This window comes from Microbacterium sp. WHRI 7836 (genome assembly GCF_040223885.2).
Lineage (GTDB): Bacteria > Actinomycetota > Actinomycetes > Actinomycetales > Microbacteriaceae > Microbacterium > Microbacterium oxydans.
The window spans coordinates 516,212-542,740 of the sequence record NZ_CP168171.1 but is presented as its reverse complement, the minus strand read 5'-3'; the positions used below and the strand labels follow the sequence as shown (position 1 = coordinate 542,740).

Genomic DNA, 26,529 nt, shown 5'->3' with positions numbered 1-26,529 from the left:
GAGCGCATCACCAGCGCCCGTGCCGGCGCTCCCACTCGTCCTCGACCGTGCGCCGACGACCTGCGACGATGCCCGCGGGGATGGAGGCCACGAGCACTCCCGCGACGACCAGCAGCGGAACCTGCCAGCCCGCGGTGGTCTCGTGGAGGAGCCCGACGAGCAGCGGGAAGGTCGCCGCGATCCCGTAGCCGATGCTCTGCACGAAACCGCTCAGCGCCACGGCGCTCTCCGGAGTGCGGGCGCGGATGCTCAGCAGCACGAGACTGAGCGGGAACATGATGGCCGTGAGGCCGAAGATCGCCACCCAGAGCGGCAGAGCGACGGTCGGGAAGAGCAGCAGTCCGAGAAGGCCGACCAGTCCCGCCGCCACTGCCACGAAGAACAGGGGCCTGGTGGCCTGGAAACGCACCACGAGCACGGGGACGAGCATCGAACACGGCAGACCCACCAGAGCGAACAGCGACAGCAGGAACCCTGCCGTGGCCGGGGTGACGCCGCCGATGTCGACGAGCATGGTGGGCAGCCACGCGAAAGCGACGTACGCCATGGTGGACGAGGTGCCGAACACGAGAGCGAGCGACCAGGCCAGCGGCAGCCGCCACAGCCGCCCGAACGCCTTCGGGTTGGCGGACTGGGTCGTGATGGGTCCGGTGGATGCGGCCACCGCGTCGCGGACGTCGTCCACGCCGTCGGTCGGATCCGGGACAAGCAGCTCCGTGCTCATCGCGCGGTCGTCGGGCTCGGAGTGTGAACGCACCAGCAGCGTGATCCAGGGAACCAGAGCGAGAGCGGCCACCACACCCCACATGCCGAGCGACACCCGCCAGCCGAGACTGTCGGCGACGGGAACCGCGACCAGAGGTGGCAGGAACGTCGAGACGGCGAGCGTGGTCGAGTAGGCCGTCATCATGACGCCGAGACGGTCCGCGAAGTACTTCTTGACCAACGGCGGCAGCAGCACGTTGCCGGAACCGACACCCGCGAACACGAGAGCGGTGGCCGCGAGCAGGCTCGTCGAGTCCTGCGCGACGCCGCGCAGGAGCATGCCGGCCGCCATCAGCGTGATCGCGGCGACGGCCATCCGCTCCAGACCGAACCGCCGCTCGAACAGGGGCGTGAGCAGACCGAAGATCGCGAAGCACACCGGAGGCGCGGCACCGATCAGACCGATCACGACGGGCGAGACCGGGAAGTCCGCGGCGACGTGATCGATGACCGGCGACAGGGAGGCGACCGCGGAACGCAGCGAGAACGCCACCAGGACGATCCCCACGAGTGCGAGAGCCCGACCCTGCCACAGCGGTCGTGCGCTCGGCATCGTCATGAAGTCTGCGACCCCTCCACCCAGGCGAGATACTCGTCGGAGACCGTGCCGGTCACATATCGGCCGTCGAAGCAGCTCATGTCGAGATCCGTGAGCACGGAACCCTCGGTGATCGCGGCCTTGAGGTCTTCGACCTCCTGATACACGAGATGGTCGCAGCCGAGCTCGTCGGCGATCTCGGGGATCGTGCGTCCGTGGGCGATGAGCTCGTGACGGGACGGCATGTTGATCCCGTAGACGTGCGGGTGCCGCACGGGCGGTGCTGCCGACGCGAAGGTGACGGAGGCGGCTCCGGCATCCCGCGCCATCTGGATGATCTCCTTGGAGGTCGTTCCCCGCACGATCGAGTCGTCGATGAGGAGCACGTTCTTGCCCTGGAACTCGGTCGACATCGCGTTGAGCTTCTGGCGGACGCTCTTCTTGCGCACCGCCTGCCCCGGCATGATGAAGGTGCGGCCGACGTAGCGGTTCTTGTAGAAGCCCTCGCGGTACTCGATGCCGAGCTTGCGGGCGACCTCCATCGCGGCGGGGCGCGAGGAGTCGGGGATCGGCATGACCACGTCGATCTTGTCCATCGGCACATGCTTGGCGATCGTGTCGGCGAGCTTGTCGCCCATGCGCAGACGCGACTCGTAGACGGAGATGCCGTTCATGACGGAGTCGGGGCGGGCGAGGTAGACGTACTCGAACGCGCAGGGCGCGAGCGTCGCGGCGGTGGCGCACTGCTGGGAGAACAGCTCGCCGTCGTTGGTGATGAAGACGGCCTCACCGGGCTCGACCTCGCGCACGACCTCGTAGTCGCCGTTCTCGAGCACCAGCGACTCGCTCGCGACGACCCACTCGTCCTTGCCCTCGGCCCCTGGGACGGTCGAAGGACGACGGCCCAGGATCAGCGGGCGGATGCCGAAGGGGTCACGGAAGGCGAGCAGACCGTATCCGGCGATCACCGCGATCACCGCATAGGCGCCCTCGATGCGCTCGTGCGTGCGAGCGACGGCCTCGAACACCCGCTCGGGGTCGAGGTCGACGGTCGAGGTGGTGTTCTGCAGCTCACCCGCGAGCACGTTGAGCAGCAGCTCGGTGTCGCTCGAGGAGTTCAGGTGGCGACGGTCGCGCTTGGCCATGTCGGCCGTGAGCTCACGCGTGTTGGTGAGGTTGCCGTTGTGGATGAGGATGATGCCGTACGGCGCGTTCACGTAGAACGGCTGCATCTCCTCCTCGTTCGAGGCCGTGCCCTTGGTGGCATAGCGCACATGACCCAGACCCACGTTGCCGAGCAGGGCGCGCATGTCTCGGGTGCGGAAGGCCTCGCGGACCATGCCCTGTGCTTTGGCGTTGTGCATCACGCCGTTCGCCTCGGCGGTCGCGATGCCCGTCGCATCCTGGCCGCGGTGCTGCAGCAGCAGGAGTGCGTCGTAGATGTCCTGATTGACCGGGGCAGAGCCCACCATTCCGACGATGCCGCACATGGGCTCTTACTTCGCTCCGTCCGCATAGGCGCCGACGAGGCGCACTGCTCCACCATCGACGCCCTTGGCGCCCTGTTCGAATTCACCGGCTGGACGCGGGCCGAAGCCCACGGTCCCGACCTGCCACGAGGGCATGCCCTCGGCGTTCAGAGCGGCGATCGCGGCGTCCTTCTTGTCCGCGGCGACCACCGCGAGGAATCCGATGCCGAGGTTCCAGGTGCCCTCGGCAGATTCCAGCGTGGAGCCGGCGATGTCGCTGAGCACACGGAAGACCGGACTCGGCGACCAGCTGCTGCGGTCGACCTCGGCCCAGCTGCCCTGCGGGAGCACGCGGGCGAGGTTCGCCGCGATGCCGCCGCCGGTGACATGGCTGAGCGCGTGGACGCCGCCGGACAGCTGCTCGATCAGGCGCAGCAGCGGAAGCGTGTACAGGCGGGTCGGCTCGAGGAGCGCCTCGCCCCACGTAGTTCCGAAGTCAGCGGCGTTGTCGCCGTAGGAGATGCCGGCACCGGTGATGATGTGCCGCACGAGGGAGTAGCCGTTGGAGTGCAGTCCGCTGGAAGCCACGGCGATGACCGCATCGCCATCCTGCACGCGGTCGGCGCCCAGGATCGCATCCGCCTCGACCACACCCGTCGCCGCCCCCGCCACGTCGTAGTCGCGCGGTCCGAGCAGACCGGGGTGCTCCGCCGTCTCGCCGCCGACCAGAGCCGTGCCGGTCGCGGAGCATGCCTCGGCGATGCCGCGCACGATGTCGGCGATGCGCTGCGGATAGACCTTGCCGCACGCGATGTAGTCGGTCATGAAGAGAGGCTTCGCGCCCACCACCACGATGTCGTCGACGACCATGCCGACCAGGTCCTGGCCGATCGTGTCGTGCTTGTCGATGGCCTGCGCGATCGCGACCTTCGTGCCGACGCCGTCGGTACTGGTCGCGAGCAGCGGACGACGGAAGTCGCGCAGCGCGCTGGCGTCGAACAGGCCGGCGAATCCGCCGACACCGCCGAGCACTTCGGGGCCGTGCGTCGCGCGTACGGAGGACTTCATCAGCTCGACGGCGAGATCACCTGCAGCGGTATCGACGCCGGCTTCGGAATAGGGGTTGGTGGGGGAGGCAGCCACGCCCCCAGCCTACCGCCCGGAGCAGGCCACTCTCTCCGCGAAGTCCGAGGCGGGACCTTCGGCGGTCCGGACCGGTTCCGGGTCGACATGATGACGCCCGAAGTTACGAGACCCCTCGGTTCCTTACCGTTCTGAAAGAACTCCCCCCACCCGCCGAGGCGCTCCTTAGCGTTGGCGCTCACGCCCCGATCCGTCGTCGTCCTTCCGGCCACGGGATCCGCATGCGGGGCGGAGGGAAAGGACACTCGATGACCGATTCGATCGCCCCTGCTGCCTCGGCGGCCTCACCCGCGCGTTCGGCCGCGCACGAAGTACCGGACTCGACCGTCACCGCTCTTTTCGAAGCGCGAGTCGATCGGCAGCCCGACGAGACGGCGGTGCGGCACCTGTCCGCCGCGATGACCTACGCCGAGCTCGATCGAGCTGCCGAGACACTGTCCGCGCGGCTGCGTTCGCGTGGCGTCGGACGCGGTGACGTGGTGGGCGTGTTCGTGCAGCGTTCGATCCCGATGGTCATCGGCATCCTGGCCGTGCTGAAGACCGGCGCGGCGTATGCCCCCCAGGATGCACGGATCTCCCCACGGATGCTGCTCGGTCGAGTGGCGGCCTCATCGCGCATGCGCATCGCACTCACGACCGAGGAGTTCCTCGACGCCATGCCGGACGCCGTCGACGCGATGGTGATCGACACCGCCCTGATCGACGACACGCAGCTCGACGACACGCAGCTCGACGACACGCAGCTCGACGACGCAGGAGCGGTCATGACGCGCGCATCCGTGGACCGGCGCGCGTCGGACGTCTGCGCCGTGATCTACACCTCAGGCACCACGGGATCGCCCAACGGCGTCCAGGTCACGGACGGCAACCTCGTGAACCTGTTCCGCAATACCCCGGGTGATCTGGGCATCGACCGAGGGACGACGGTCGGCCAGGTGCTCAACATCGCGTTCGACATGGCCATGTGGGAGATCCTCGGAACGCTGGTCAACGGTGGAACTCTGGTGATCCGCGGCTCCGACATCGCCGAGACCGCCGAGCAGGTCGATGTGCTCATCGCGACGCCCAGCATCGTGAGCACCCTCTCGTCCGCACGCTGCCACGCGCGCACCGTCGTCGTCGCCGGCGAGCGCTGCCCACAGGCGCTGGCCGACGAGTGGGCGGCGGAGCATCGCTTCCTGAACTCGTGCGGGCCGACGGAGATCACGATCATCAACACCCTCGTGGAGCATGTTCCCGGCCGAGCACTGTCGATCGGGACCCCCGTTCCCGGCACGACGGTCTATGTGCTCGACGACGAACAGCAACCGGTTCCCGCGGGGGAGATCGGCGAGATGTGGGTCGGCGGCGCCGGCGTCACCCTCGGATACATCGGTGATCCGGAACTGACGGCGCAGCGCTATCTCCCCGATCCCTTCTCTGCCGACGGCGGGCGGATGTTCCGCACCCGCGATGTCGGCCGCTGGACGTCTCGCGGCGAACTCGAGCACCTGAGCCGCACGGACGACCAGGTGAAGGTACGCGGATTCCGCGTCGAACTCGATTCGGTGTCGCGGGCGCTGGAGACGAGCCTGTCCTGCACCACGGCGGTCACCGTGCAGCTCGACGCGCGACGCCTCGGAGCCGTGATCACCCCGGCGAGCGCAGACCCCGAGGCCGCACGGGCCGCCGTCGCCGCGCTGCTTCCGTACTACTGCGTGCCGTCCGACATCATCACCGTCGATCGGATCCCCCTGACGGCACGGGGCAAGGCCGACCGCGCGGCGGTGCTGCGCATGATCGATACGGGCGCACGACCGAGGCGAGTGGCATGACCGGCGTCTCACTCTCCGCAGCGACGCTCGACACACCGCCGGTCCCGGGCCGGTGGTCCCGGCTGCGGCGGTCGCGCCGTCTCAGGCCGTACAACCGTCTCGCGCTGGCGACCGTCCTGCTGAATCTCGTCGTGTGGGCTGCGAATCCGTCTCCGACCGCGGAGCAGGCATTCGTCGTCGCCGGTGTCAACGTGTTCGTGGCGGCGATCGTCCGTCAGCAATATGTGATCAACGCCCTGTTCCGGCTGGCGACGAGCATCCGCTCCACGGCCCCGCTTCGCGTGAGGTGGGGTCTCGGCAAGATCTACAGCTTCGGCGGGGTGCACGTCGGCGCCGCCGTGAGCGCGACCGCCTGGTACGTCGCGTTCTGCGTGCTCACGATCTCCGACGGGCCCTCGCCTCTGTTCGCGATCACCGCGGTCCTGGGCTCGTCGGTCCTCATCGCGATGCTCGTCACCGCCCTGCCGCCCCTGCGTGCGCGATGGCACGACGCCTTCGAGGTCACGCACCGGTTGGGCGGTTGGCTGCTGCTGGTCCTCGTCTGGGCGCAGACGGTCGCGACGCTCGTCGACGCGCAGGCCTCGCTCCTGCAGGTGCTCTCCTCCGCTGGGCTCTGGCTCCTCGTCGCCACGACGGTGAGCGTCGCGCTCCCCTGGATGCGGCTGCGGAGGGTCCCGGTCGACATCTCGACACCGTCGAGCCACGTCGCGATCGCCCGGTTCGACTACGGCGTCACCCCGTTCGCCGGGTCGTCCACGTCGATCAGTCGCAATCCGCTGCTCGAATGGCACTCCTTCGCGAACGTGCCGTCGCCCGGCGAGCCGGGTTTCCGGCTGACGATCTCGCGCGCCGGCGACTGGACGAGCAGATTCATCGACGACAAGCCACGACACGTGTGGGTCAAGGGCATCCCGACCGCCGGCGTCGGCAACATCGACAAGCTGTTCCGGAAGGTGGTCTGGGTGGCCACCGGCAGTGGCATCGGTCCGTGCCTGCCGCATCTGCTCGCCGGCACGGCGCCGGCACACCTGGTCTGGTCTGCACGCGCTCCGCAGAGCACCTACGGGACCGAGCTGGTCGCCGAGATCCGCAGGGCCGTCCCCGATGCCCTCGTCTGGGACACCGCCTCCGACGGCAAGCCCGACCTCCTCGCCCTCGCCCGCCACGCCGTCACCACGACAGGAGCCGAAGCAGTGATCTGCATCTCGAACAGCACCACGACCTGGTCCATCGTCGAAGGACTCGAACAGCAGGGGATCCCCGCCTTCGGCGCGATCTGGGACTCATGAACGGCGATCGGGAGACCATGGAGCACAGCTACGAGACGATCGAGGTCATCACGAAGGGTCCCGTCGCCCACATCCGGCTGCAGCGACCGGAGCGGCGGAACGCGCTGTCCGCCCTCATGCTCACCGAGCTCGGTCGCGCCTTCCACACCCTCGAGCACCTGACGCTGTCCGGCATCGTGCTCAGCGGAGCCGGGTCCGCGTTCTGCGCCGGAGCCGACATCGGCGAGCTGCACGTGGCGCGGGTGTCCGACGACCCGGCCGCAGCAGGACGACGGATCGCCCTGGCGGCGAAGTCGCTCCTGTCGCAGATCGAGGATTCGCCGTGCCCGACGATCGCGTGCGTCGACGGCCCCGCGGTAGGGGGCGGCCTGGAGCTGGCGCTCGCCTGCGACACCATCTACGCGACACCGGATTCTCACTTCGCTCTGCCGGAGCCGACTCTCGGCCTCCTTCCCGGCTTCGGGGGAGTTCGGCGACTCGTCGAGCGGGTGGGGCCAGGACTGGCGGCGGAGATGGTGCTCACCGGTCGGGCCTTGAACGGTGTCGGGGCGCAGGCGCACGGCCTCGCGACCCGTCTCGCGCCGAGGGACGGCGTCCTTCGCGAGGCGGTCGCGGCTCTCTCGTCGGGGCCACGCCGCTCGCGCGCCGCCACCGCGATGGCCCGTCAGGCGCTGCGAGCCGCTGTGCAGGAAGACAGGAGCACGGCCTTTGCGGAGGAGACGCGGTTGTACGGAATCGCCTTCACGCATCAGGACAGTGACGAGGGCATCCGGGCATTCCTCGCCAAGCGTCCACCCGAGTTCTCACCCGACGACATGTGATCCCGGAGCGCCGCCGCCGTCGACCGTCCGCCTACGATGGGGCCATGGCAGACAAGCCGCAGTGGCTCATCCGCGAAGACGCGAGCGTTCCGGTGCTCGTCGCGCTCGCACTGCGGCAACAACTCGGGATCCGGGTTCCCGAAGACCTGCCGAGCCTGCGGGAACTCGCCGTCCGCGCCCCCGATGCCGCCGACGCCTCGCCCGATCTCGAAGCGCAGTGGCGCCATTACTGGGACATGACGGTGGAACCTCGCGCCCACCCCTCGGATGTGCCGCTCGAACTCGTCGACGGATTCGACACCCTGGTCGCGCTGCCCGCCCGCGGTGCGGAGGAGCTGATGGCGGCGATCGCACCCCAGGCGACGTCGGCCCTGCTGTACGCGCGTGCCGCGCACGACAGGTACGTGACCTCGATGAAGAGCCATACCGGCGGCGATGCCTACCGCGCGTATGCCAGCGCGATCGCGGAGTTCGAGCGCGAGGTCGGTCGCCGGGCCCACTCGTTCGAGCTGAACGTGCAGGTGCTGCCGTTCTCGCAGCGCGGTATCTGGTGGATCGGGGCTCTCACGGTCGCCGTGACCGATGGACTGCGCCGCGATGTCGTGGCATTCGATGCCGCGATCCGTCCGGTGATCGCCGAGTTGGCGTAGCGGTCAGTCCTCGTCGACGACGGTCTCGCGGTCGACCCGCACGACCCGGTCATGGCGACGGGCGAGACGCTCCAGGATCAGGCCGACGACGCCCCCCAGGGCGATCCCGATCGGGACCGTCCACAGCAACAGGAAGCCGAACACCTGGCCGGGCGGGTAGACGATGTCGAGGGCCTGAGACTCGTCGAAGCTGCCGGTCCAGGTGAGGATGCCGGCCGCGATCACACCGACCACGACGCCGATGCCCATGAGCACGCCGTACCGCGGCACGCGGCGCACGGTCGCTTCGACGGTCTGGTGCGAGTCGGTGGGGGTCATGTCTCCATTGTCCCACCGACGACGGCCGCCGTGCACCGGTGTCACGAGCGGCAGAACGGCCCTCCCCACGTCTGCGGCGGGGAGGGCCGTTCCGTGTCACCGCGATCAGACCTCGGTGGTCATCTCGGCGGTCTCCGCCACCCGGTTGCGACGGGCGATCAGCACACCGCCGGTCGCAGCGAGGGCGACCACGACCAGGCCACCGACGATCCACGGCCACACCGGAGCACCCTCGCCGTCGGCGGGCTCTTCCGCGGCAGTCACCACCGCAGTCGCCTCCGAGTCGGATTCCGGCTTCTCCGCCTCGACGCCGCAGTCCGCGCCGACCGGGATGACAGCCGTGACCGGATCGAGCTCCTCCCCCGCGGCGTAGGTGCCGAAGGCTGAGGCCCCGGCCTCGGTCAGCGTCGTGGGGATCGCGTCGAGCGTCAGCGCGCCATCGACGACTGCGGCATCACCGAGGGCGAACTCCGCGAGGCGGACCCCCTTCTGATCGATGCTCTCCCCGCCCTGCGTCGTGCCGGTCACGTCGAAGACGAGGTAGCCCTTGTCTCCCGCGAGTTCGACCGCCGCGTTCGCGAGTGTCGTGTTCAGCGCGCCGTCATGACCCGTGAAGGTGATGCTGCCGCCGAAGGTGATCAGGCCGGCGAGGCTCTCGTCGTCCAGGGATCCCGCCCCGTTCCCCCACACGTAGTCGGGGTACTCATAGGTCACGTCGGTCAGGGTCCAGCCCCCCTTCGCGATGCCCTCGATGTAGGTGCGGAACGACTCCTTGTAGCCCCACTTGAGCGTGGCGCCCTCCACCGTGCAGACGCCGATCGCCGCCGTCGCCCTGTTCAGGGTGAACACCAGACCACGGTTGACGGAGCCCTGGAACGTGAGCGTGTGCTCGCCGTCCTCGAGGGCGGCGGGAAGGGCACCCGACCAGGTCGCGACACCGTTCTCATCGGCCGCCACCGTGTCGAGGAGCACGGGGGTCGAGTACACGACGACCTTGATCCCCTGCTCGTTCGCCCGGAATCCGGATGCAGACACCGTCGCGGGCTGCCCCGCGGCGAGTGCGGCCAGAGCGGCCTCGTCGGCCTCGATTCCCGCGGTCGCCGGCGGGGTCGACGGCAGCGTGACCTTCGGCTTCACGACCGCCGCGGCGACCGTGCCGCTCGATCCGGCGGGCGCTGAGGCGACCGAACCGATCGTGAAGGTCACCGGGTTCAGTGCCGTGCCGTAGCCCGAGAGCACCCGATCGCGTCCCTCAGCGGTCAGCGCCGCGGGAGCCGCCGTGTAGGTCACCGCGCCGTTGGCAGCGACGCGCGCCGCCCCGGACAGATCGAGCGTCGCGAACGGCACCTGCGCGCCGCCACTGGTGACGTACAGAGTCGCGGCGTTCGTCGAGGTGATGCGGATCGACGGGTTCGAGACCGTCACGTCCAGCACGCCCTGGTGTCCGGTGAAGCGCACGGATCCGCGGTACACGACGCTGCCGAGACCGGTGTTCACGTCGAAGTCGCCCCCGACGGTCTGGCCGAACTGGAACTGACCGCCGGAACGGGTCGCGCCGTCGGAGACCGCGATGGACCCCTTCGCGATGTTGCCCGTGATGTAGTCGGTGAACGACGAGGAGATGGCCCAGCGGAGGGAGCCGCCCGGAACGCTCGCCGCCGGAGCGGTCGGCGTGACCGGTGTGCCCGGTGTCTCCGGTACTTCAGGGTTCTTCACGTCGAGCAGGGCATCCCACTGCGCCGGCGTGATGGTCACGGTGGAGCGCGCGTAGATCGTGCTCGCATCGGGCATCGAGTGCTGCTTCCACACGATCACCTCGTACGACTTCGTGCGGTCGAGGTTCTTCGCCGCGGTCGTGAGGTCGACCGCGAAGGCACCGAACGTGACCTTCTGCACATACTGCATCGCGAGGAAACCGCCGTCGGCGCTCACCTCCGCCTCGGTCCCGGCCTCGATCAGTGCGACGTAGGCGCCGGGGATCTCGCCGAGGTTCGTGGCTGCGGCGTTGACGGTCAGGCCGTCCTTCGCCGTCGCCGTCTTCACCGTCGTCGTCGTCGTCGGCCCCGCAGGGAACAGCGTGTCCCACTGCGCGCCGGTCACCGTGACGGTGCTCCGCCCGTAGATCGTGCTCGCATCGGGCATCGAGTGCTGCTTCCACACGATGACCTCGTACGACTTCGCGCGGTCGAGCGTGTCGGTGGCTGCGGTCAAGTCGACCGAGAGCGCGCCACCAGAGATGTTCCGCACGTACTGCATGGCCAGGAAGCCGCTGCTGCCGGTGACGTTCGCCTCGGTGCCTTTCTCGATCAGCGCGACGTAGGCGCCGGTGATCGCGCCGAGCTGGGAGGCGGAGGCGGTGACGGTGAGCCCGCCGCTCGCGCTCGCAGATTTCACCGTCGTGGTCACGCCCGACGCGACACCGTAGTTCAGGGCGACACTGCGCTCCTGATCGGCGTTGACCACCCCACCGGCCGCGTACGTGTAGACACCGTAGGAGCCAGGCGTCGCCGCCGCATCCTTCAGGGTGATGGTCGCCTGGAACGTGCCGTCGGCCGCGATGTCGACCCACTGCGCGCGGATCGCGCCCTGGTACTGCGCCGGAACCTGATTCAGCACGCCCTCGGCGAGAGCCCAGACCTGCGCGCCCACCGAACGGGCCGACGATGCGGCACCGGTCGACGGCTGCCACGTGGAGGCGAAGTTGCCGAAGACCACGTAGGTGCCCTGGGGGAGGTGCTTCGGGATCGGCACGCCACGCCCCTCGGTGCCGAGGTTCGCCGTCGGGTCGTAGCCGGATCCCTTCACCACGACCCTATCGCCCGCCTTGAGCGGCACCCCGGCAGCCGGAGTCGTGCCATCGGCCAGGAACACCTCGATCGCGGCGGATACAGGGGCCGGCCGCAGAATCTCCCACTGCGCGTCGGAGATGGCGATGGTCGAACGCGCGGAGATGGTGCTCGCATCGGGGTTCGAGTGCTGCTTCCACACGATGACCTCGTACGACTTCGCGCGGTCGAGGGTGTCAGCGGCAGTGGTCAGGTCGATCGTGAAGACCCCGCCCGAGATCGGACGCACCCACTGCATGGCCAGGAAGCCGCTGCTGCCGGTGACGTTCGCCTCGGTGCCCTTCTCGATCAGCGCGACGTACGCGCCGGTGATCGCTCCCAGCTTCGAGCCGGATGCCGTGACGGTCAGGCCGTCCTTCGCGGTCGCTGACTTCACGACCGCGGAGACGGCCGGAGCCTCGGTGTAGTTCAGGGCGACGCTGCGCTCCTGATCGGCGTTGACCACCCCACCGGCCGCGTACGTGTAGACACCGTAGGAGCCAGGCGTCGCCGCCGCATCCTTCAGGGTGATGGTCGCCTGGAACGTGCCGTCGGCCGCGATGTCGACCCACTGCGCGCGGATCGCGCCCTGGTACTGCGCCGGAACCTGATTCAGCACGCCCTCGGCGAGAGCCCAGACCTGCGCGCCCACCGAACGGGCCGACGATGCGGCACCGGTCGACGGCTGCCACGTGGAGGCGAAGTTGCCGAAGACCACGTAGGTGCCCTGCGGGAGGTGCTTCGGGATCGGCACACCACGCCCCTCGGTGCCGAGGTTCGCCGTCGGGTCGTAGCCGGATCCCTTCACCACGACCTTGTCGCCCGCCTTGAGAGCGGCGCCTGCGGCCGGCGTGGTGCCGTCGGCGAGGAAGACCTCGATCGCCGCAGACTTCGGCGAGGTGCCCGGATCGGTACCCGGATCGGTGCCGGGGTCCGTACCGGGGTCGGTGCCAGGATCGGTGCCGGGGTCGGTGCCAGGATCGGTGCCAGGGTCGGTACCGGGATCGGTCGGCACGGGACCGAACACGGCGTCCCACTGTCCGGACGAGATGACGACATCGCCGCGACCGTAGATAGTGGCGTCGCTGGGGTTCGAGTGCTTCTGCCACACGAGCACCTCGTAGGACTTCGTCCGATCCAGCGATCCGGCCGGTGCATCGAGCGTGAACGAGCTCGCGCCGGCGGCGACGGTCGGCATCACGAACGCGGCATACCCGCCCCCGCCGCTGAGTCCCGACTCCGTGCCCTTCATGATCAGCGCGGCGTACGTGCCTTCGACCTCGGGCAGGCCGGCGGCCTGCACTTGCACGCTCACGCCGGAGGTGGTTGCCGACGCGACCGTCGCGGTGACCGCAGCGCCGGCAGCATGCGCTGGCGGGACGATCACCGCGCCGGCGGCGACGAGGAGAAGGGAGACGAAAGCGGCGAGCAGCACGCGTATGCGGGTGCTCACCGAGGGTGCGGGGGCTGTGGTGTTCACGGTTCTCCACGGCTCCGGGCGCACCGAGAAGCAGGCGCGCCGGCGGTGCCGCAATGCAGTCGGGCGAGGAAGGAGTTTTGGTTAGGCTTAGCTAAGCAAGCCGCCGGTCCCGAGCGTAGAGGTGCGGATCATCGCGCGTCAAGTTTTAGGATAGCCTTGCCTAATGCGTCGAGTTCCCGCCCTCCTCTTCGTCGCCGTTCTCGCCCTCGGGCTCACCGCCTGCGCAGAACCGGAGGCCACCGCGGCACCGGCCTCCGTCGCCGATGACGACTGCCCGCAGGCATCCGTCCCGCTCGCCTCGCTCGACCTCATCGACGACGTGCGCACGCACGAAGGCCCCTCGACCGCCTGCCTGTCGAGTCACGCGCTCGAGCCCGTCGACGACGACAGCGCTCCGAAGCTGCCTGTGACCGTGACCGACAGCGAGGGCCACGAGGTCGAGATCAGCGACGTCGACCGCATCCTCCCGATCGACATCTCGGGCACGATCGCATCGACCGTGTTCGCGCTCGGCCTCGGCGATCAGGTCGTCGGTCGCGACGCCTCCACCGTCTTCGCCGGTACCGAAGACCTTCCCGTCGTGACGAAGACCGGTCACACGCTCAATGCCGAGGCGATCCTCGAGCTGGCCCCGACCGTGGTCCTCACCGACACCACGATCGGCCCGAAGGAGGTGCGTCAGCAGTTGCGCGACGCGGGAATCGCGGTCGTCGTGATCTCCAGCGACCGGCGACTCGACACCACCGACGAGCTGGTGACCGAGATCGCCGCCGCTCTCGGTGTGCCGAGCCGCGGTGAAGCACTCATCCAGCGGCTGGATGCATCGGTCGACGAGACGCTCGCGGAGATCGCCGAGGTCGTTCCCGCCGACGAAGCCGAACGCGCACGGATGCTGTTCCTGTACGTGCGCGGCAGCGCGAACGTCTACTACATCTTCGGCGAGGACTCCGGAGCCGATTCGCTGATCGACGCCGTCGGCGGTGTCGACGTGGCGGCCGAGATCGGCTGGGAGGGTATGAAGCCGATGACCGCGGAAGCCCTGGTCGCCGCACAGCCCGACGTCCTCGTGATGATGACCGACGGCCTGGAGTCGGTCGGCGGCATCGACGGACTGATCGAGCGGATCCCCGCCGTGGCAGAGACCCCCGCCGGAGCGAATCGCCGCGTGATCGACATGGCGGACAGCGAGATCCTCAGCTTCGGTCCACGTACCGCCGACGTGATCGGGGCCCTGGCTCGCGCCCTCTACGCCCCCGAGCCCGCGACGTGACCGGCGAGGTCGTCACCCCGACCCCTTCGAGACACCGGGGTCTGCGCTTCGCGCTGGTGGCGGTCGGCCTGACCGTCGCGCTCGCCGTCACCTGCATCGTGTCGATCACGAGCGGACAGTATGACCTCTCCCCCGCATCGCTGATCGGAGTGCTGCTGCGCGGTGTCGGCATCGACACCGCGTGGGCGCCGACGGCTTCCACCGACTACGGCGTGATCTTCAATCTGCGGATGCCGCGCATCGTGCTCGGGCTGCTCGTCGGCGCCGCCCTCGCCGTCTCGGGTGTGCTCATGCAGGCGATCTTCGGCAACCCCCTCGCGGACGCCGGTGTCGTGGGGGTCTCCTCGGGCGCAGCGCTCGGCGCGGCAGCGAGCATCACCTTCGGACTCGCGACGTTCGGCATGTGGACCACGCCGGCGTTCGCGTTCCTCGGGGGGCTGGTCGCAGTGTTCTCGGTGTACTTCATCAGTCGGTCCGGTGGTCGCACCGAGGTCGTGACCCTGCTGCTGACGGGCATCGCGATCAACGCGATCGCGGGCGCCGGCATGGCGTTCTTCACGTTCCTCGGCACCACGTCGACGCGCGAGCAGATCGTGTTCTGGCAGCTGGGATCGCTGAACGGCGCGTTGTGGTCGAACATCCAGCTCGTCGCACCCCTCGTGCTGATCGGCGTCGTCATCGCGCTGATCGTGGCACCGAGCCTCGACCTCTTCGCCCTCGGCGAGCGCACCGCCAGGCACCTCGGCGTCAATGTCGAGCTGCTGCGGATCGTCGTCATCGTGACCGTCGCGCTGCTGGTGTGCGCGGCGGTCGCGTTCGCGGGGATCATCGGCTTCGCCGGGCTCGTGGTCCCGCACCTGATGCGCATGCTGATCGGGCCGGCCCACCTGCCGCTCGTGATCGCCTCGGCTCTCGGTGGCGCACTGCTCATCGCCGTCGCCGACCTCGTCGCGCGTACGGCCGTACCGCTCGCCGATCTGCCCATCGGCATGATCACCTCGCTCGTGGGCGGGCCCTTCTTCCTGTGGCTGCTCGTGCGCACCCGCCGTCGCTCGGGAGGATGGGCATGAACGTGCGGCTGCGCGGATCGGGGCTCACGGTTCGCGTGGGCGAAGGACGGACGATCCTCGACGACGCCTCCATCGAGATCCACCGCGGAGAGATCCACGCCCTGGTCGGGCCGAACGGGGCCGGCAAGTCCACCCTGTTCGGAGTGCTCGCCGGAGACGTGCCGGCTCACGCAGGGACGGTCGAGCTCGACGGGCGGTCGATCGACCGGATCAAGCCGCGTACGCTCGCCCAGCAGCGCGCTGTCCTCCTGCAGGAGAACACCGTCACGTTTCCCTTCAGCGCCGAACAGGTCGTGCGCATGGGGCGTACTCCGTGGGCACGCACACCCGCGGCCGACGAGGACGACGAGTTGGTGTCCGCAGCGATGACACAGACCGAGGTGACGGCGCTCGGATCGCGAGCCGTGCCCTCACTGTCCGGCGGCGAGCGCGCAAGGGTCGCCCTCGCCCGCGTGATCGCCCAGGCCACCGGCGTCCTGCTGCTCGACGAACCGACCGCTGCTCTCGACCTCAAGCACCACGAAGACGTCATGCGGTTGATCCGGGGACTCGCTGACACGGGGATCGCGGTGGCGATCGTGCTGCACGACCTCAACGCCGCACTCGCGCACGCCGACCGCGTCACCTTGCTCACGGGCGGTCGTGTCGCGGCGACAGGCACAGCGAGCGAGGTGCTCACTGCCGAGCGGATCGAGCAGGTGTACGGCCAGGCGGTCGACGTGTTCCCCCACCCCACGACCGGTGTGCCGCTCGTGGTCGCTCGGCGCTGAACCCTGCGGGGCTAGGACTCTTCGCGAAGCGAGCGGATCATGCTTCGGAGGATCTTCCGTGCTCCCGTCTGCTCCTCCTGCGTCATGTCGGACAGCATCCGGACCTCGACGGAGCGGACGGCCAGGGTCGCCGTCGCGAGACTTTCACGGCCGCGCTCGGTGAGGCGGGCGGGGAGGGTCTTCCCGACAGGCGCTTCCGATGGCCTGGTGACGAACCCCTCGCGTTCGAGCGCCTGGAGCAGGACGTTCATCGACTGCCTCGTCACGAATGCGCCCCGTGCGAGATCGGAGTTCGACAGGCCGGGCCGCTGGGAGAGCAGTTCGAGACAGGAGTAGTGGGTGATGGTCATGCCGAGCGGACGCAGCACCTCTTCCATCGCGGTGCGGAGAGCGCTCGACGCCTCCTTCAGCAGGTAGCCCAACGACGTGTCGAGGTCGATGCCTGCGCGGTCTTGACTCATGTCAGTATTCTGACATACACTCGCCTATGTCAGAAAACTGACACGAAGCGAAGGATTCTCCCATGCCCGTCACCGGCCCCGACTTCATCTCCCTGCAGGCGCGCGACCTCGCCGCCTCCCAGGCGTTCTACGAGCGCTACCTCGGCCTCGTCCGCTCTCCCGCAGGCCCTCCCCACGCCGTGGTGTTCGACACAGCCCCGATCGCATTCGCGCTGCGTGACATCGCACCGGGCACCGACCTGACCGGCGTAGCCCAGCCCGGCATCGGCGCCGCCATCTGGCTGCACGCCACCGATGTCCAGGCCATCCACGATGCACTCCTCGCCGACGGACACACCATCGTCGCGGAACCGATCGACGGCCCGTTCGGCCGGACCTTCACGTTCGCCGACCCCGACGGGTACCGGATCACCCTCCACGACCGCGCCTGACGCCCCTCCGCGTGCCTGCCGCTACGCTGGAGGATCGCCCACCGGAGGATCGATACGCCATGCCGTCTGCATCCGAACTGCTCGACATCGCCCTCTCCGCCGCCGCTGCCGGCGCCGCAGTCCTCGCCGAGGCGGCAGACGAGCGTGATGCATCGCCCGACGCACTCGGCCTTCGCACGAAGGGCGCGTCCGGCGACGTGGTGACCGAGATCGACCTGCGTGCCGAACGCGCGATTCGCGCTGTGATCGCCGAACACCGCCCCGACGACGAGGTGTCGGGTGAGGAGTACGCGACCACCGGTGCGGGCTCCGCGCTGCGCTGGTCGATCGACCCGCTCGACGGCACCTCGAACTTCGTGCGCGGACTGCCGCACTACGGATCGTCCGTCGCGGTGCAGGACGTGAGCTCCGGCACCTGGCTCGCCGGCGTGGTGCATGCCCCCGAGCTCGAGCACGTCTACTCCGCCGGAGCAGGACTGGGGGCGTACCGCGAGTCCCGCGGCGTGCGGCGAAGGCTTCACGGGCCGGCAGCAGACGCGACCCCTGTGCTGCTCGCAGTCGGCTTCTCGTACGACGCCGAGCAACGGGCGCGGCAGCTCACCGACCTGCCGGCGAGGATGTCGGCGTTCACGGATCTCCGCAGCGTGGGCTCGGCAGCGCTCGGGCTGTGCCTCGTGGCAGAGGGCAGCGTCGACGCGTTCATCGAGACCGACCTGTACGAGTTCGACTGGGCGGCGGGCGCGCTGATCGCCGAAGAGGCCGGGCTCATCGTGAAGCGTCCGGCGACGATGCGCGGCGGCATCGTCGCTCACCCGCCGCATCTGCCGGTCGACTAGAGGATCTGGCAAAGCCCGGAGGGATCTGCCCGGCACCATACAATCGCGGTGAAGGCGAAGCGCCAGGCCGGGATATCGGCAACGACGGCGAAGGGGCGCGAGGGAGGGCCAGGATGTTCGGTTCGAAGAAGAGGAAGCAGAAGCTCGACGACCTGATGGCGCAGCTCAGGCCCGACCTCAGTCGGGAGTCACTGGGCGTCGGCCCCGAGTTCCCCGGAGTCACCCCCAACCCGCTCCTGAGCGGTGAAGCACGCACTCGCAATGCAGAACTGCGTACGGGCGAGCTTGCGCTCGGCGTTCTCGTCGACTGGCGAGAGGTCAACAGCAACCCCCGTGTGGTCCTGATGCTCGACGTGGAGACCGCCGACGGGATCTCGTTCCGCGGTATCGCCGACGAAGACCTCACCATCACCGACCTCACCCGGCTCGCGCCAGGACAGACGATGCCCGTGCGCTACCGGCCGGCGGTCCTGGACCATTACGTCGCCCTCGCCGAGGATGCGGACCCTGCCGAGGTGCAGCTGCTCACCGACGAGATCGCGAGCCGCAGGCGGGGCTGATTCGAAGCATGCTCTAGGCCTCGGGCCCGCCGGTCCCGTCCTGAGCCCGCACGATCTCCTCGACGAAGCGCATGACAGCGACCGAACCGGGGTCTGCATGACCGACCGAGCGCTCCTGCTGCCATCCGGCGCGACCGCGTCGTGACTGCCATCCGGTGCTCTCGGTGACCGCGGCGAGCGCCGCCCTCGAAGCCCCGGCCGCATCCGCCCCGGCATCCAGCGCCTCAGCGATCGGGAGGAGCACGTCGATGACGGTCTTGTCACCGCGCACCGCACCGCCCTGAGCGCCGATCCTCGCCGCAACGGTGCGCACGACGTCGATGAGACCCGCGCGGTCGAGGTGTTCACCCACGGGCGCCTGCTCCGCCGCGGCGAGCAGGCCGCTTCCGATCAGTGCCGCGAAGGTGGAGGGATTCGCCGCTGCGAACGCATCGCCCGAGGCACGAAGGACGCTGCGGGCATCGAGGTCGTCCGGGAGCTGCTGCAGAGCATCGGCGACCGCAGCACTGCCGACCGCTACCGTGACGCCGAGGTCGCCGTCTCCGAGCGCGGCATCCAGGGCCCGCAGTTCCTCGCGGTGCCGCTGCATCCGCGGCAGCACGGTCAGGAGCAGGTCGCGCGCCTCGCTGGCAGATCCGGCCACGGTCACGTCGACGGCGACCGTGTCGTCATCCAGTGCGGTCTCGGCCGTGCGGGCATCCCCCACCGGGGCCGCTCCCTGACGGAAGAAGGGCGACCCTGCAGGGTCGTGCAGCAGCTCTTCCAGCTCGTCGTCGAGCTGCATGATCGACAGCGAGGCTCCGGCCATCTCCAGGCTCGTGACGTACTCGCCGATCAGCCGGTAGCCGATAGTCACTCCGGCGTCCGTGAGCGCGTGGTGCACCCGGCGATAGATCACGTACAGCTCTTCGAGCGGTGTCGATCCCAGACCGTTCACGAGCACGGCAACGCGCCGTCCCTCACTCAGGTCGAGTTCGGTACCGATCTCGACCAGGAACCGATCCGTGATGGCATCGGCCGTCTCGAGAGGGCCGCGGTGGCTGCCGCGCTCTCCGTGGATGCCGACGCCGATCTCCATCTCGCCCTCATCCAGCGTGAAGGTCTCCTCCCCCGCGGCCGGGAGAACGGTCGGCGAGAGGCCGACGCCCATCGTGCGAGTCGAATCGGCGGCCTTGCGGGTCACGCGCTCGACCTCGGCGAGAGAGGCACCGCGATCGGCCATCGCTCCGGCGACCTTGTAGACGAGGACGAGCCCGGCCACCCCGCGGCGCGACTCCGCCCGCTCGCTCGGTGCGGACTGGATGTCGTCCGCCCCGAGCACCGTGCGCACCTCGATGCCCTCGGCGCGGCAGCGCTCGGCCGCGATGTCGAAGTTCAGCACATCGCCGCCGTAGTTGCCGTAGAGATAGAGGAGTCCGGCGTTCGAGTGCACGGCCACCGAGGCCGCGTGGATCTGAGAGGAGCTCGGCGAGGAGAAGACGTTGCCCACGGCGACCGCCGAGCACAGCCCGCGGCCGACGTATCCGAGGAAGAACGGCAGGTGTCCCGAGCCGCCACCCGTGACGATGCCGACGCGCCCCGGTGCCGGAGCATCCGTCCGCGCCAGCGCGCGCCGGTCAGCGGTGACCGCCCGCAGCTCATCGGGGTGGGCGAGAAGGATGCCCTCCAGCGTCTCGTCGACGAACGACTGGGGGTCATTGATGATCTTGCGCATGTCAGCTCTCCTGCCCGGCGAGGATCGGGTCGTACGTCGTGCGGTCGATGAGCACCCGGCCATCCGCCTCGAGCCGCCCCGAGGCGCGGAGGTCCTTCACGATGTCCCAGTGGATCGCCGACTCGTTCGTACCCCCGCACTGCGGGTACGAGCGACCGAGCGCGATGTGCACGGTGCCGAGGATCTTCTCGTCGATCAGCAGGTCGCCGGTCATGGTCTGCACATGGGGGTTCGTGCCGATGCCGAGCTCGCCCACGCGGCGAGCGCCGTCGGCTTCGAGGATGCGCTCCACGAGGTCGAGGCCACGGGTGGCCGACACCTTCTCCACTCGCCCCTCGACGAACTCGAGCCGGAGGTCGGTGATGGTCGCCCCGCCGAACCAGAACGAGCCGGGGAACGTGATGTGCCCGTCGACGCCGTCTTCCACCGGAGCGGTCGCGACCTCACCGTCGGGCAGGTTCGCCTCCCCTGCGAACGGCACCCAGGTGCGACCGGCGCAGTTCAGGCGCAGGTCGGTGTCGTCATCGAGGATGCGCACCAGCGAGGTGGCGTTCAATTCGGTGCACAGCCGATCGAGGTGGGTGCGGTGCGCGGTCCAGTCGGCGAGGGTGCCGGCGAAGAACTCCTGCTCCAGCTGTTCCCTCGGGACTCCGATCAGCGTCGCCCATTCGGGCGTGGGGATGCGTACGAGCGTCCACTTCGTTCCCTGCCACCGCGCGGTCGACACGAGGCCCTTGCCCTCCCGCTGCAGGCTGAGCCTGGCGCCGTCGATCTCATCCGCGGGCGGTTCCATGCCACGGAACGAGACGTGCACGTCTGCCCACTCCATCGATGCCAGCTCGAGAGGTGCCGCCTCGCGCAGCAGCGATTCGCTCGCGTGCTCCAGCGCGAAGCGGTCGTACTTCTCCTCGACGAGCAGCACCTGGGGCATCCCGCCACGGCGGTACACCTCTTCGACGAAGGCGTCGACCGCGTCGAGCACGGAAGCCGTGGTCGCGAACACCGAGACCCTCGTCCCCTGCCCGACCTCGTTCACGTCGGCCAGATGCACGGCCAGTTCCTGCCACCTGCTCATCAGTCCACCTCTCTCAGCGCGCGCAGCGCGCGGTACGTCTTCGGGAATCGTTCGTAGGCCGTCTGCAGCTGCGGATTGGCGTCCTCGTCGGGCACGACCTCGCCCGAGAAGGCGACCCAGCTCGCGGCCTGCTCCTCGGTCACGATGCCGAGCCCGATCGCTGCGAGCATCGCATCGCCGTACGCGGCTCCGAGGGTTGCGGCCGTGCGCTGGTGAAGGCCCGTCAAGTCGCCGACCGTCTGCATCAGCACCTCGTTGTGCGTTCCGCCGCCGATCGCGACTACGCGCGGCGCTGCGGCACCGCCATCCAGCAACGCGGAGACGGCGAGCGCGATCGACTGCCCGACGCCCTCGACCACCGCGCGTGCGAGGTCGGCACGGCCCGTCGACAGCGTGAGGCCGCTGAAGGATGCTCGCGCATCGGCATCGTGCAGCGGTGTGCGCTCCCCGCTGAAGTGCGGCAGGTGCAGCACGCCGTTCGCACCCCGAGGTGCCGCGCGCACCAGCTCCATCAAGCGCCCGAACATCGCGGTGTCGCCGTCGCCGTGGTCGAGCCCGAGCAGGTCGGCGATCCATCGCGTCGCCGTGCCGGCCGTCGAGGTTCCGGCCGCGAGCACGTAGCGTCCCGGCAGGGCGAAAGGCGCAGCCCACAGCCGCGGATCCGCGTGCGGCTCGTCGGTCACGCGGATGAAGTAGCCGCTCGATCCGTACATGAGCATCAGGTCGTCGGCCGCCATGACCGAGGCGCCGACCGCTTCTGCGACGGCATCCGTCGTGCCGACCAGCACCGGAGTTCCCTCGGGGATGCCGGTCGCCGCGGCAGCCGCGGCGGTGACGGTACCGGCGACGTCGGTCGACCAGCCGAGCGGGGGCAGAGTGTCCGGACGGATCAGGTCGTCGATCCCGTCGAGGTTCCACTCGAGCCTGGCGAGGTCGTAGCAGGGATGGAAGTAGCCGGCCGTCGCATGGTCGATCACGACCTGACCGGTCAGGCGCGCGACGAGGTAGCTCTGACTCGTGAGGTACCACCGGGTTCGGGCGGCGACCTCGGGCTCGTTGCGCTCGATCCACAGGATCTTCGGCCCCGAGGACTGGCTCGTGAGGGCGTTGCCCGCCCGCCGGATGATCTCCTCGCGCCCGAGACGCGTCTCGAGCAGATCGATCTCCTCGGTCGCCCTGGTGTCGACGCCGTAGAGGATCGCAGGGCGCAGTGGACGCAGCTCGGCGTCGACCGGGAGCACGCACGGACCGATCGCACTGCACGCGACCGCGACGATCTCGGCATCCGGAACCGCCTGACGCAGAGTCGAGGCGACCTCGACGAGGTCATGCCACCACACCGCATCCGCGTCCTGCTCGACCATGCCGGGCGCCGGGGTGCTGATGCCGTGCCGAGAGCGCGCCTCGGCGTGCACGTGACCGGTGGCATCGACCAGCACGCCCTTGGTCTCGTACGTTCCGACGTCGATGCCGAGGAACAGTTCCATCAGGATGCCTTTCGGATGCGGTTCAGGCGCGGGGGATCTCGGCGAGCGCGATCGTCTCGGTCTGGCTGCTCGGTGCGCGGCGTGGCCTTCGCCTCACCCTCACCTGATCGAACACCATCACGGCGATCAGGATCACCCCCTGCGCGATCGCGTATTCATATGCCGAGAGCCGGATGGCCGTGAAGCCGGACTGCACGACCTGCAGCACGAGCGTCGCGAGGACCACGCCGGTGATGGTCGCGAAGCCGCCGGTCGGGTTCGTGCCGCCGAGCACGGCGATCACGATCACGAGCAGCACGTACGACGTGCCGTAGTCGGCGCTCGCGGTGGGGTTGCGTGAGAGGAACACGAGCCCTGCGATGCCGCCGAGCAGCCCCGTCGTCACATACGTGCCGTAGAGCACGCTCGTGCTGCGGATACCCGAGTACATCGCCGCCGTCGGGTTCGCGCCCTGCAGCTGCGTACGTCGTCCGAACGGCGTGCGCGAGATCAGCACCCCGATCAGAACGGCGACCACGAGGAACTCGAGGAACAGGATCGGGATGCCGCCGACCGTCGCCTGCCCGACCGAGGAGAGCACCGCCGGGGCCCCGTAGAGCGTGGTGCCGCCTGTCCACACGATCGCGATGCCGTTGAAGATCTGCATCGTGGCGAGCGTCGCGAGAATGGGCGTGATGCCGACGGTTGCGATCAGGAAACCGTTGACGGCTCCCGCGAGCGCGCCGACCAGGACGCCGACCAGGGCGATGAGGCCGCCCATCGACTCCGCCGTGGCCGGATCGCTGCTCGCGATCGCGGTGAACATCGTGCTGACCGTGATCGCCGAGAGGTTCGCGATCGCGACCAGGGACAGATCGATCCCGCCGGTGAGCATCGCGAGGGCCATGGCGATCGCCAGGATGCCCACCTCCGGCGAGGCGACCATCATGTTCTGCAGGTTGATCGGATTGAGGAAGACCCTCGGGTTCAGGATCGCGAACAGTCCGAAGGCGAGCGCGAACAGCACCAGCATCCGACCGACGCCGCGGCCGACGTGGATACGGCCGAGCAGGGAGCGCACCGACCGATCGACCTGGTCGTTCATCCGGGCGAACTGCCCGGGAGGGGGCGACTGAGGCATGGTCATTCCTTCACCGTGTCGAGGACGAACGTCCGGCGAGAGGCGCGGCGGGCCATGACGGCCTGGATCCCCACGCCGATCACCAGCAGGAACCCGACGGCGGCGCGCTGCCAGGCCGTGGGCACGCCCATCAGGATGAGACTGTTGTTGATGATCTGCACCAGCAGCACGCCGAGCACTGTGCCGGTGACGGTACCGCGCCCGCCGAAGATCGAGGCGCCGCCGAGCACGACAGCCGCGATCACGTCGAGCTCGGTACCCACCAGGTCCTGCGGGTTCGCGCTGCGGCCCAGCACGACGTGGATGAGTCCGCCGATCGCGGCGACCGCCCCGACGAGCACGTAGAGCATGATCTGCAGGCGCACGACCGGGAATCCGGCACGTCGTGCCCCTTCCAGGTCACCACCCATCGCGTAGATGCCCCTGCCGAACATCGTGCGGCGCAGCAGGAGCGCGGCCCCGAACACGAGCAGCACGACCGGCACGATCAGCATCGGCAGGTAGGCGCGGGTCGATTCGACGGAGATCAGGTTCGCGGTCGACAGCCAGGAGATGCCGTCGGGCAGCTCGGCGATGTACTTGGAGCCGATGTAGGCGAGCAGCACGCCCTTGAAGATGCCCTGTGTCGCGAGAGTCACGATCAGGGTCGGGAGCCGGAACCGGGCGATCACGATGCCGTTGACGAACCCGAGGGCGCCGCCGATCACGATCGCGAAGGCGAGGATGCCGACGAGGCCGAAGTCCAAGCCCCCGCCCTGGGCGAGCGACACCGTCGTGTATGCGGCGAAGATTCCGATCGCGGCGAACGACACGTCGATGCCGCCGGAGATGATCACGAAGAGCACCGCGAGCGCGAACACCATCGGGACCAGCGCCGAGCGCAGGATCGAGAACAGCGTGTGCACGCTGAAGAAAGCGGGGTTCACGGCACACATCACGATCACCAGGACGACGATGATGCTCGCGAGCACGAGCTCGTTCGACATGCGTCCGATGCGGGGAAGGCGGATGCGGGTGTCGGTGGCGCTCACGCGGCCATCACCTCCTGGATTCGGGGCGCTGCGATGTCGTCGCCCGCCAGTCGTGAGACGATCTCGCCGCGACGCACCACGAGCACCCGGTTGCAGAGCGAGACGAGCTCGGGAACGTCGTCGGAGATCATGATCACGCCCATCCCGTCGCTCGCGGCCTCGCGGAGGATCTGCAGGATCTCCTCCTTCGAGCCCACGTCGACGCCGACCGTCGGTCCGTTGAGGATCAGCACGCGCGGCTTGGTCGCGAGCCACTTCGCCAGCACGACCCGCTGCGCGTTGCCGCCGGAGAGCGACCGCACGGGTGCCTCGACGCTCGGCGCCTTGATGCGCAGGCGCGAGAAGAGACGGGAGATGGTCTCGGCGGTGCGCTTGCGACTCAGCAGCACCTTGCCGACAGCGTGCTCGCTCAGCGAGCCCGCGATGATGTTGTCGGAGATCGACTTGTCCAGGAACAGGCCCTGCGTGAGCCGGTCCTCCGGAACGTACCCGATGCCCGCCTCGACGGAGGCCCGGATGCTGCCGGGTCGCACGGCGCGGCCGCCGACGGTGACGGTTCCCGACTGGGGGGTCAACAGGCCGAATAACGCATCGGCGATCTCGCCACGACCCGAGCCGAGCAGACCGGTGAGGCCGAGGATCTCGCCCGGCTGCAGGTCGAAGGAGACATCGGTGAAGGCACCGGGAAGATCGAGGTGCTCGACGCGCAGCAGCGGCTCGGCGTCGTCATCGACCTCGACCACGACGCGCGAGTCGTCGACGGCGCGGCCCGTCATCGCGTGGGTGAGGGAGGCGACGTCGAACTCGTCGGCCGGGCCGTTCGCGACCAGGCGCCCGGAGCGCAGCACCGTGATGTCCTGCGACACCTGCAGCACCTCGTCGAGCTTGTGGCTGACGAACACCAGGGCGACGCCGCGCTGCTGCAGCCGCCGCACGAGGGCGAAGAGCCGCTCGACCTCGGAGTGCGTGAGAGCGGTGGTCGGCTCGTCCATGAAGATGACCCGCGCGTCCTGCACGAGCGCCCGGCAGATCGCCGTGAGCTGTCGGTCGGCGACCGAGAGCCGTTCGACGTCGGCGTCGAGGTCGAGGGTGAGTCCCAGCTCCTCCACGATGCGCTGCGCCTCGGGACGGCGGTTCTTCGCGCTGTAGAGCTTGCGTCGCGCGGCGATCGCGGCCGGGAGCACGATGTTCTCCGCCACGGTCAGGTTGGGGAAGAGCGAGAAGTCCTGGTAGATGACCTGGATACCGGCTCGCAGGGCCTGGGTCGGCGAGAGGTGGGTGAGCGGTTCGCCGTCGAGCAGGATCTCGCCGGCCTCCGGCTTCTCGACCCCGCTGATGATCTTGATGAGCGTGGACTTGCCGCACCCGTTCTCGCCGGCCAGACAGTGCACCCGCCCGGGGTAGAGGGTGATGCCGACGTCGTCGAGCGCGACGACCCCGCCGAACACCTTCCGCACGCCTCTGACCTCGAGAACGGGTCCGGCATCGGGAGCGAGCCCGGCCTCGGATGCCGGCTGCGCCTGTTCTTCGTTCATGTTCTTCCTCCGAGGCGGGGCCGCGCGTTGGCGGCCCCGCCCTGAGTGGTGGTGGAC

22 protein-coding genes are annotated in these 26,529 nt (G+C 69.1%); 10 read left to right on the top strand and 12 right to left on the bottom strand.

The window, feature by feature from the left end:
- Positions 1-7: 7 nt before the first annotated feature.
- From ABRP18_RS02610 to purM, 3 genes are read right to left on the bottom strand one after another with little or no spacing between them, the layout of a single operon-like run.
- A complete protein-coding gene (locus tag ABRP18_RS02610) occupies positions 8-1,324 on the bottom strand; it encodes an MFS transporter (protein ID WP_349885480.1) in 1,317 nt (438 codons plus the stop codon).
- Positions 1,321-2,793, bottom strand: coding sequence for an amidophosphoribosyltransferase (purF, locus tag ABRP18_RS02605; RefSeq protein WP_046746860.1), 1,473 nt, complete (start codon positions 2,791-2,793; stop codon positions 1,321-1,323). The genes ABRP18_RS02610 and purF overlap by 4 nt, the downstream gene beginning before the upstream one ends.
- Before the next feature lie 6 nt (positions 2,794-2,799).
- Positions 2,800-3,915 carry a phosphoribosylformylglycinamidine cyclo-ligase gene (purM, locus tag ABRP18_RS02600; RefSeq protein WP_046746859.1) on the bottom strand — a complete coding sequence of 372 codons (1,116 nt, stop codon included), beginning with the start codon at positions 3,913-3,915 and terminating at the stop codon, positions 2,800-2,802.
- Between the two features lie 248 nt (positions 3,916-4,163).
- Here purM and ABRP18_RS02595 point away from each other — a divergent pair, with 248 nt between their 5' ends.
- Genes ABRP18_RS02595 through ABRP18_RS02580 form a run of 4 tightly spaced genes read left to right on the top strand, consistent with a single transcriptional unit; the run spans position 4,164 to position 8,489 of the window.
- Complete coding sequence (locus ABRP18_RS02595) at positions 4,164-5,729, top strand: amino acid adenylation domain-containing protein (RefSeq protein WP_349885479.1); 1,566 nt, start codon at positions 4,164-4,166, stop codon at positions 5,727-5,729.
- Positions 5,726-7,018, top strand: coding sequence for a hypothetical protein (locus ABRP18_RS02590; RefSeq protein ID WP_349885478.1), 1,293 nt, complete (start codon positions 5,726-5,728; stop codon positions 7,016-7,018). Before ABRP18_RS02595 ends, ABRP18_RS02590 begins: the two co-directional genes overlap by 4 nt.
- Positions 7,015-7,839, top strand: coding sequence for an enoyl-CoA hydratase/isomerase family protein (locus ABRP18_RS02585; protein WP_349885477.1), 825 nt, complete (start codon positions 7,015-7,017; stop codon positions 7,837-7,839). The genes ABRP18_RS02590 and ABRP18_RS02585 overlap by 4 nt, the downstream gene beginning before the upstream one ends.
- A gap of 44 nt (positions 7,840-7,883) precedes the next feature.
- Positions 7,884-8,489 (top strand): zinc-binding alcohol dehydrogenase, encoded by a 606-nt coding sequence (locus ABRP18_RS02580; protein ID WP_113681004.1) that lies wholly within the window; start codon positions 7,884-7,886, stop codon positions 8,487-8,489.
- A gap of 3 nt (positions 8,490-8,492) precedes the next feature.
- Here the strand turns inward: ABRP18_RS02580 and ABRP18_RS02575 are convergent, their stop codons facing one another.
- Complete coding sequence (locus ABRP18_RS02575; RefSeq protein WP_058631637.1) at positions 8,493-8,807, bottom strand: hypothetical protein; 315 nt, start codon at positions 8,805-8,807, stop codon at positions 8,493-8,495.
- 105 nt (positions 8,808-8,912) lie between these two features.
- Entirely contained in the window at positions 8,913-13,112 is a 4,200-nt protein-coding gene (locus tag ABRP18_RS02570; protein ID WP_349885476.1) for an HtaA domain-containing protein, read from the bottom strand.
- Between the two features lie 163 nt (positions 13,113-13,275).
- Between ABRP18_RS02570 and ABRP18_RS02565 the strand changes: the two genes are divergently transcribed.
- Genes ABRP18_RS02565 through ABRP18_RS02555 form a run of 3 tightly spaced genes read left to right on the top strand, consistent with a single transcriptional unit; the run spans position 13,276 to position 16,222 of the window.
- Complete coding sequence (locus ABRP18_RS02565) at positions 13,276-14,382, top strand: ABC transporter substrate-binding protein (RefSeq protein WP_349885475.1); 1,107 nt, start codon at positions 13,276-13,278, stop codon at positions 14,380-14,382.
- Complete coding sequence (locus ABRP18_RS02560) at positions 14,379-15,452, top strand: iron ABC transporter permease (protein ID WP_058631634.1); 1,074 nt, start codon at positions 14,379-14,381, stop codon at positions 15,450-15,452. The genes ABRP18_RS02565 and ABRP18_RS02560 overlap by 4 nt, the downstream gene beginning before the upstream one ends.
- Positions 15,449-16,222 carry a heme ABC transporter ATP-binding protein gene (locus ABRP18_RS02555; RefSeq protein ID WP_058631633.1) on the top strand — a complete coding sequence of 258 codons (774 nt, stop codon included), beginning with the start codon at positions 15,449-15,451 and terminating at the stop codon, positions 16,220-16,222. Before ABRP18_RS02560 ends, ABRP18_RS02555 begins: the two co-directional genes overlap by 4 nt.
- An 11-nt stretch (positions 16,223-16,233) precedes the next feature.
- On the opposite strand, the gene ABRP18_RS02550 is transcribed toward ABRP18_RS02555, so the two are convergent.
- Complete coding sequence (locus ABRP18_RS02550; RefSeq protein ID WP_349885474.1) at positions 16,234-16,683, bottom strand: MarR family transcriptional regulator; 450 nt, start codon at positions 16,681-16,683, stop codon at positions 16,234-16,236.
- A 62-nt stretch (positions 16,684-16,745) separates the two neighbouring features.
- On the opposite strand from ABRP18_RS02550, the gene ABRP18_RS02545 reads away from it, so the two are divergent.
- The 3 genes from ABRP18_RS02545 (at position 16,746) to ABRP18_RS02535 (ending at position 18,510) form a co-directional block, all read left to right on the top strand.
- Positions 16,746-17,114 carry a VOC family protein gene (locus tag ABRP18_RS02545; RefSeq protein WP_046746852.1) on the top strand — a complete coding sequence of 123 codons (369 nt, stop codon included), beginning with the start codon at positions 16,746-16,748 and terminating at the stop codon, positions 17,112-17,114.
- A 59-nt stretch (positions 17,115-17,173) separates the two neighbouring features.
- Positions 17,174-17,950, top strand: a complete 777-nt coding sequence (locus ABRP18_RS02540; RefSeq protein WP_349885472.1) for an inositol monophosphatase — start codon at positions 17,174-17,176, stop codon at positions 17,948-17,950.
- A 113-nt stretch (positions 17,951-18,063) separates the two neighbouring features.
- Positions 18,064-18,510: a hypothetical protein gene (locus ABRP18_RS02535; RefSeq protein WP_113680442.1), complete on the top strand. Its 447-nt coding sequence runs from the start codon at positions 18,064-18,066 to the stop codon at positions 18,508-18,510.
- Between the two features lie 13 nt (positions 18,511-18,523).
- Here the strand turns inward: ABRP18_RS02535 and ABRP18_RS02530 are convergent, their stop codons facing one another.
- Genes ABRP18_RS02530 through ABRP18_RS02505 form a run of 6 tightly spaced genes read right to left on the bottom strand, consistent with a single transcriptional unit; the run spans position 18,524 to position 26,472 of the window.
- Positions 18,524-20,224 (bottom strand): dihydroxyacetone kinase family protein, encoded by a 1,701-nt coding sequence (locus ABRP18_RS02530; RefSeq protein ID WP_349885470.1) that lies wholly within the window; start codon positions 20,222-20,224, stop codon positions 18,524-18,526.
- Between the two features lies 1 nt (position 20,225).
- The gene (locus ABRP18_RS02525; protein WP_349885469.1) at positions 20,226-21,299 is read right to left on the bottom strand and encodes an aminopeptidase; all 1,074 of its coding nucleotides are present in this window, start codon (positions 21,297-21,299) and stop codon (positions 20,226-20,228) included.
- Entirely contained in the window at positions 21,299-22,786 is a 1,488-nt protein-coding gene (locus tag ABRP18_RS02520) for an FGGY-family carbohydrate kinase (RefSeq protein ID WP_179516314.1), read from the bottom strand. The genes ABRP18_RS02525 and ABRP18_RS02520 overlap by 1 nt, the downstream gene beginning before the upstream one ends.
- Before the next feature lie 22 nt (positions 22,787-22,808).
- On the bottom strand, positions 22,809-23,906 hold the full coding sequence (locus tag ABRP18_RS02515; RefSeq protein WP_230977975.1) for an ABC transporter permease: 1,098 nt from the start codon (positions 23,904-23,906) through the stop codon (positions 22,809-22,811).
- 2 nt (positions 23,907-23,908) lie between these two features.
- A complete protein-coding gene (locus ABRP18_RS02510) occupies positions 23,909-24,937 on the bottom strand; it encodes an ABC transporter permease (protein WP_231728793.1) in 1,029 nt (342 codons plus the stop codon).
- Positions 24,934-26,472: a sugar ABC transporter ATP-binding protein gene (locus ABRP18_RS02505; RefSeq protein ID WP_113680444.1), complete on the bottom strand. Its 1,539-nt coding sequence runs from the start codon at positions 26,470-26,472 to the stop codon at positions 24,934-24,936. The genes ABRP18_RS02510 and ABRP18_RS02505 overlap by 4 nt, the downstream gene beginning before the upstream one ends.
- Between the last annotated feature and the right edge of the window lie 57 nt (positions 26,473-26,529).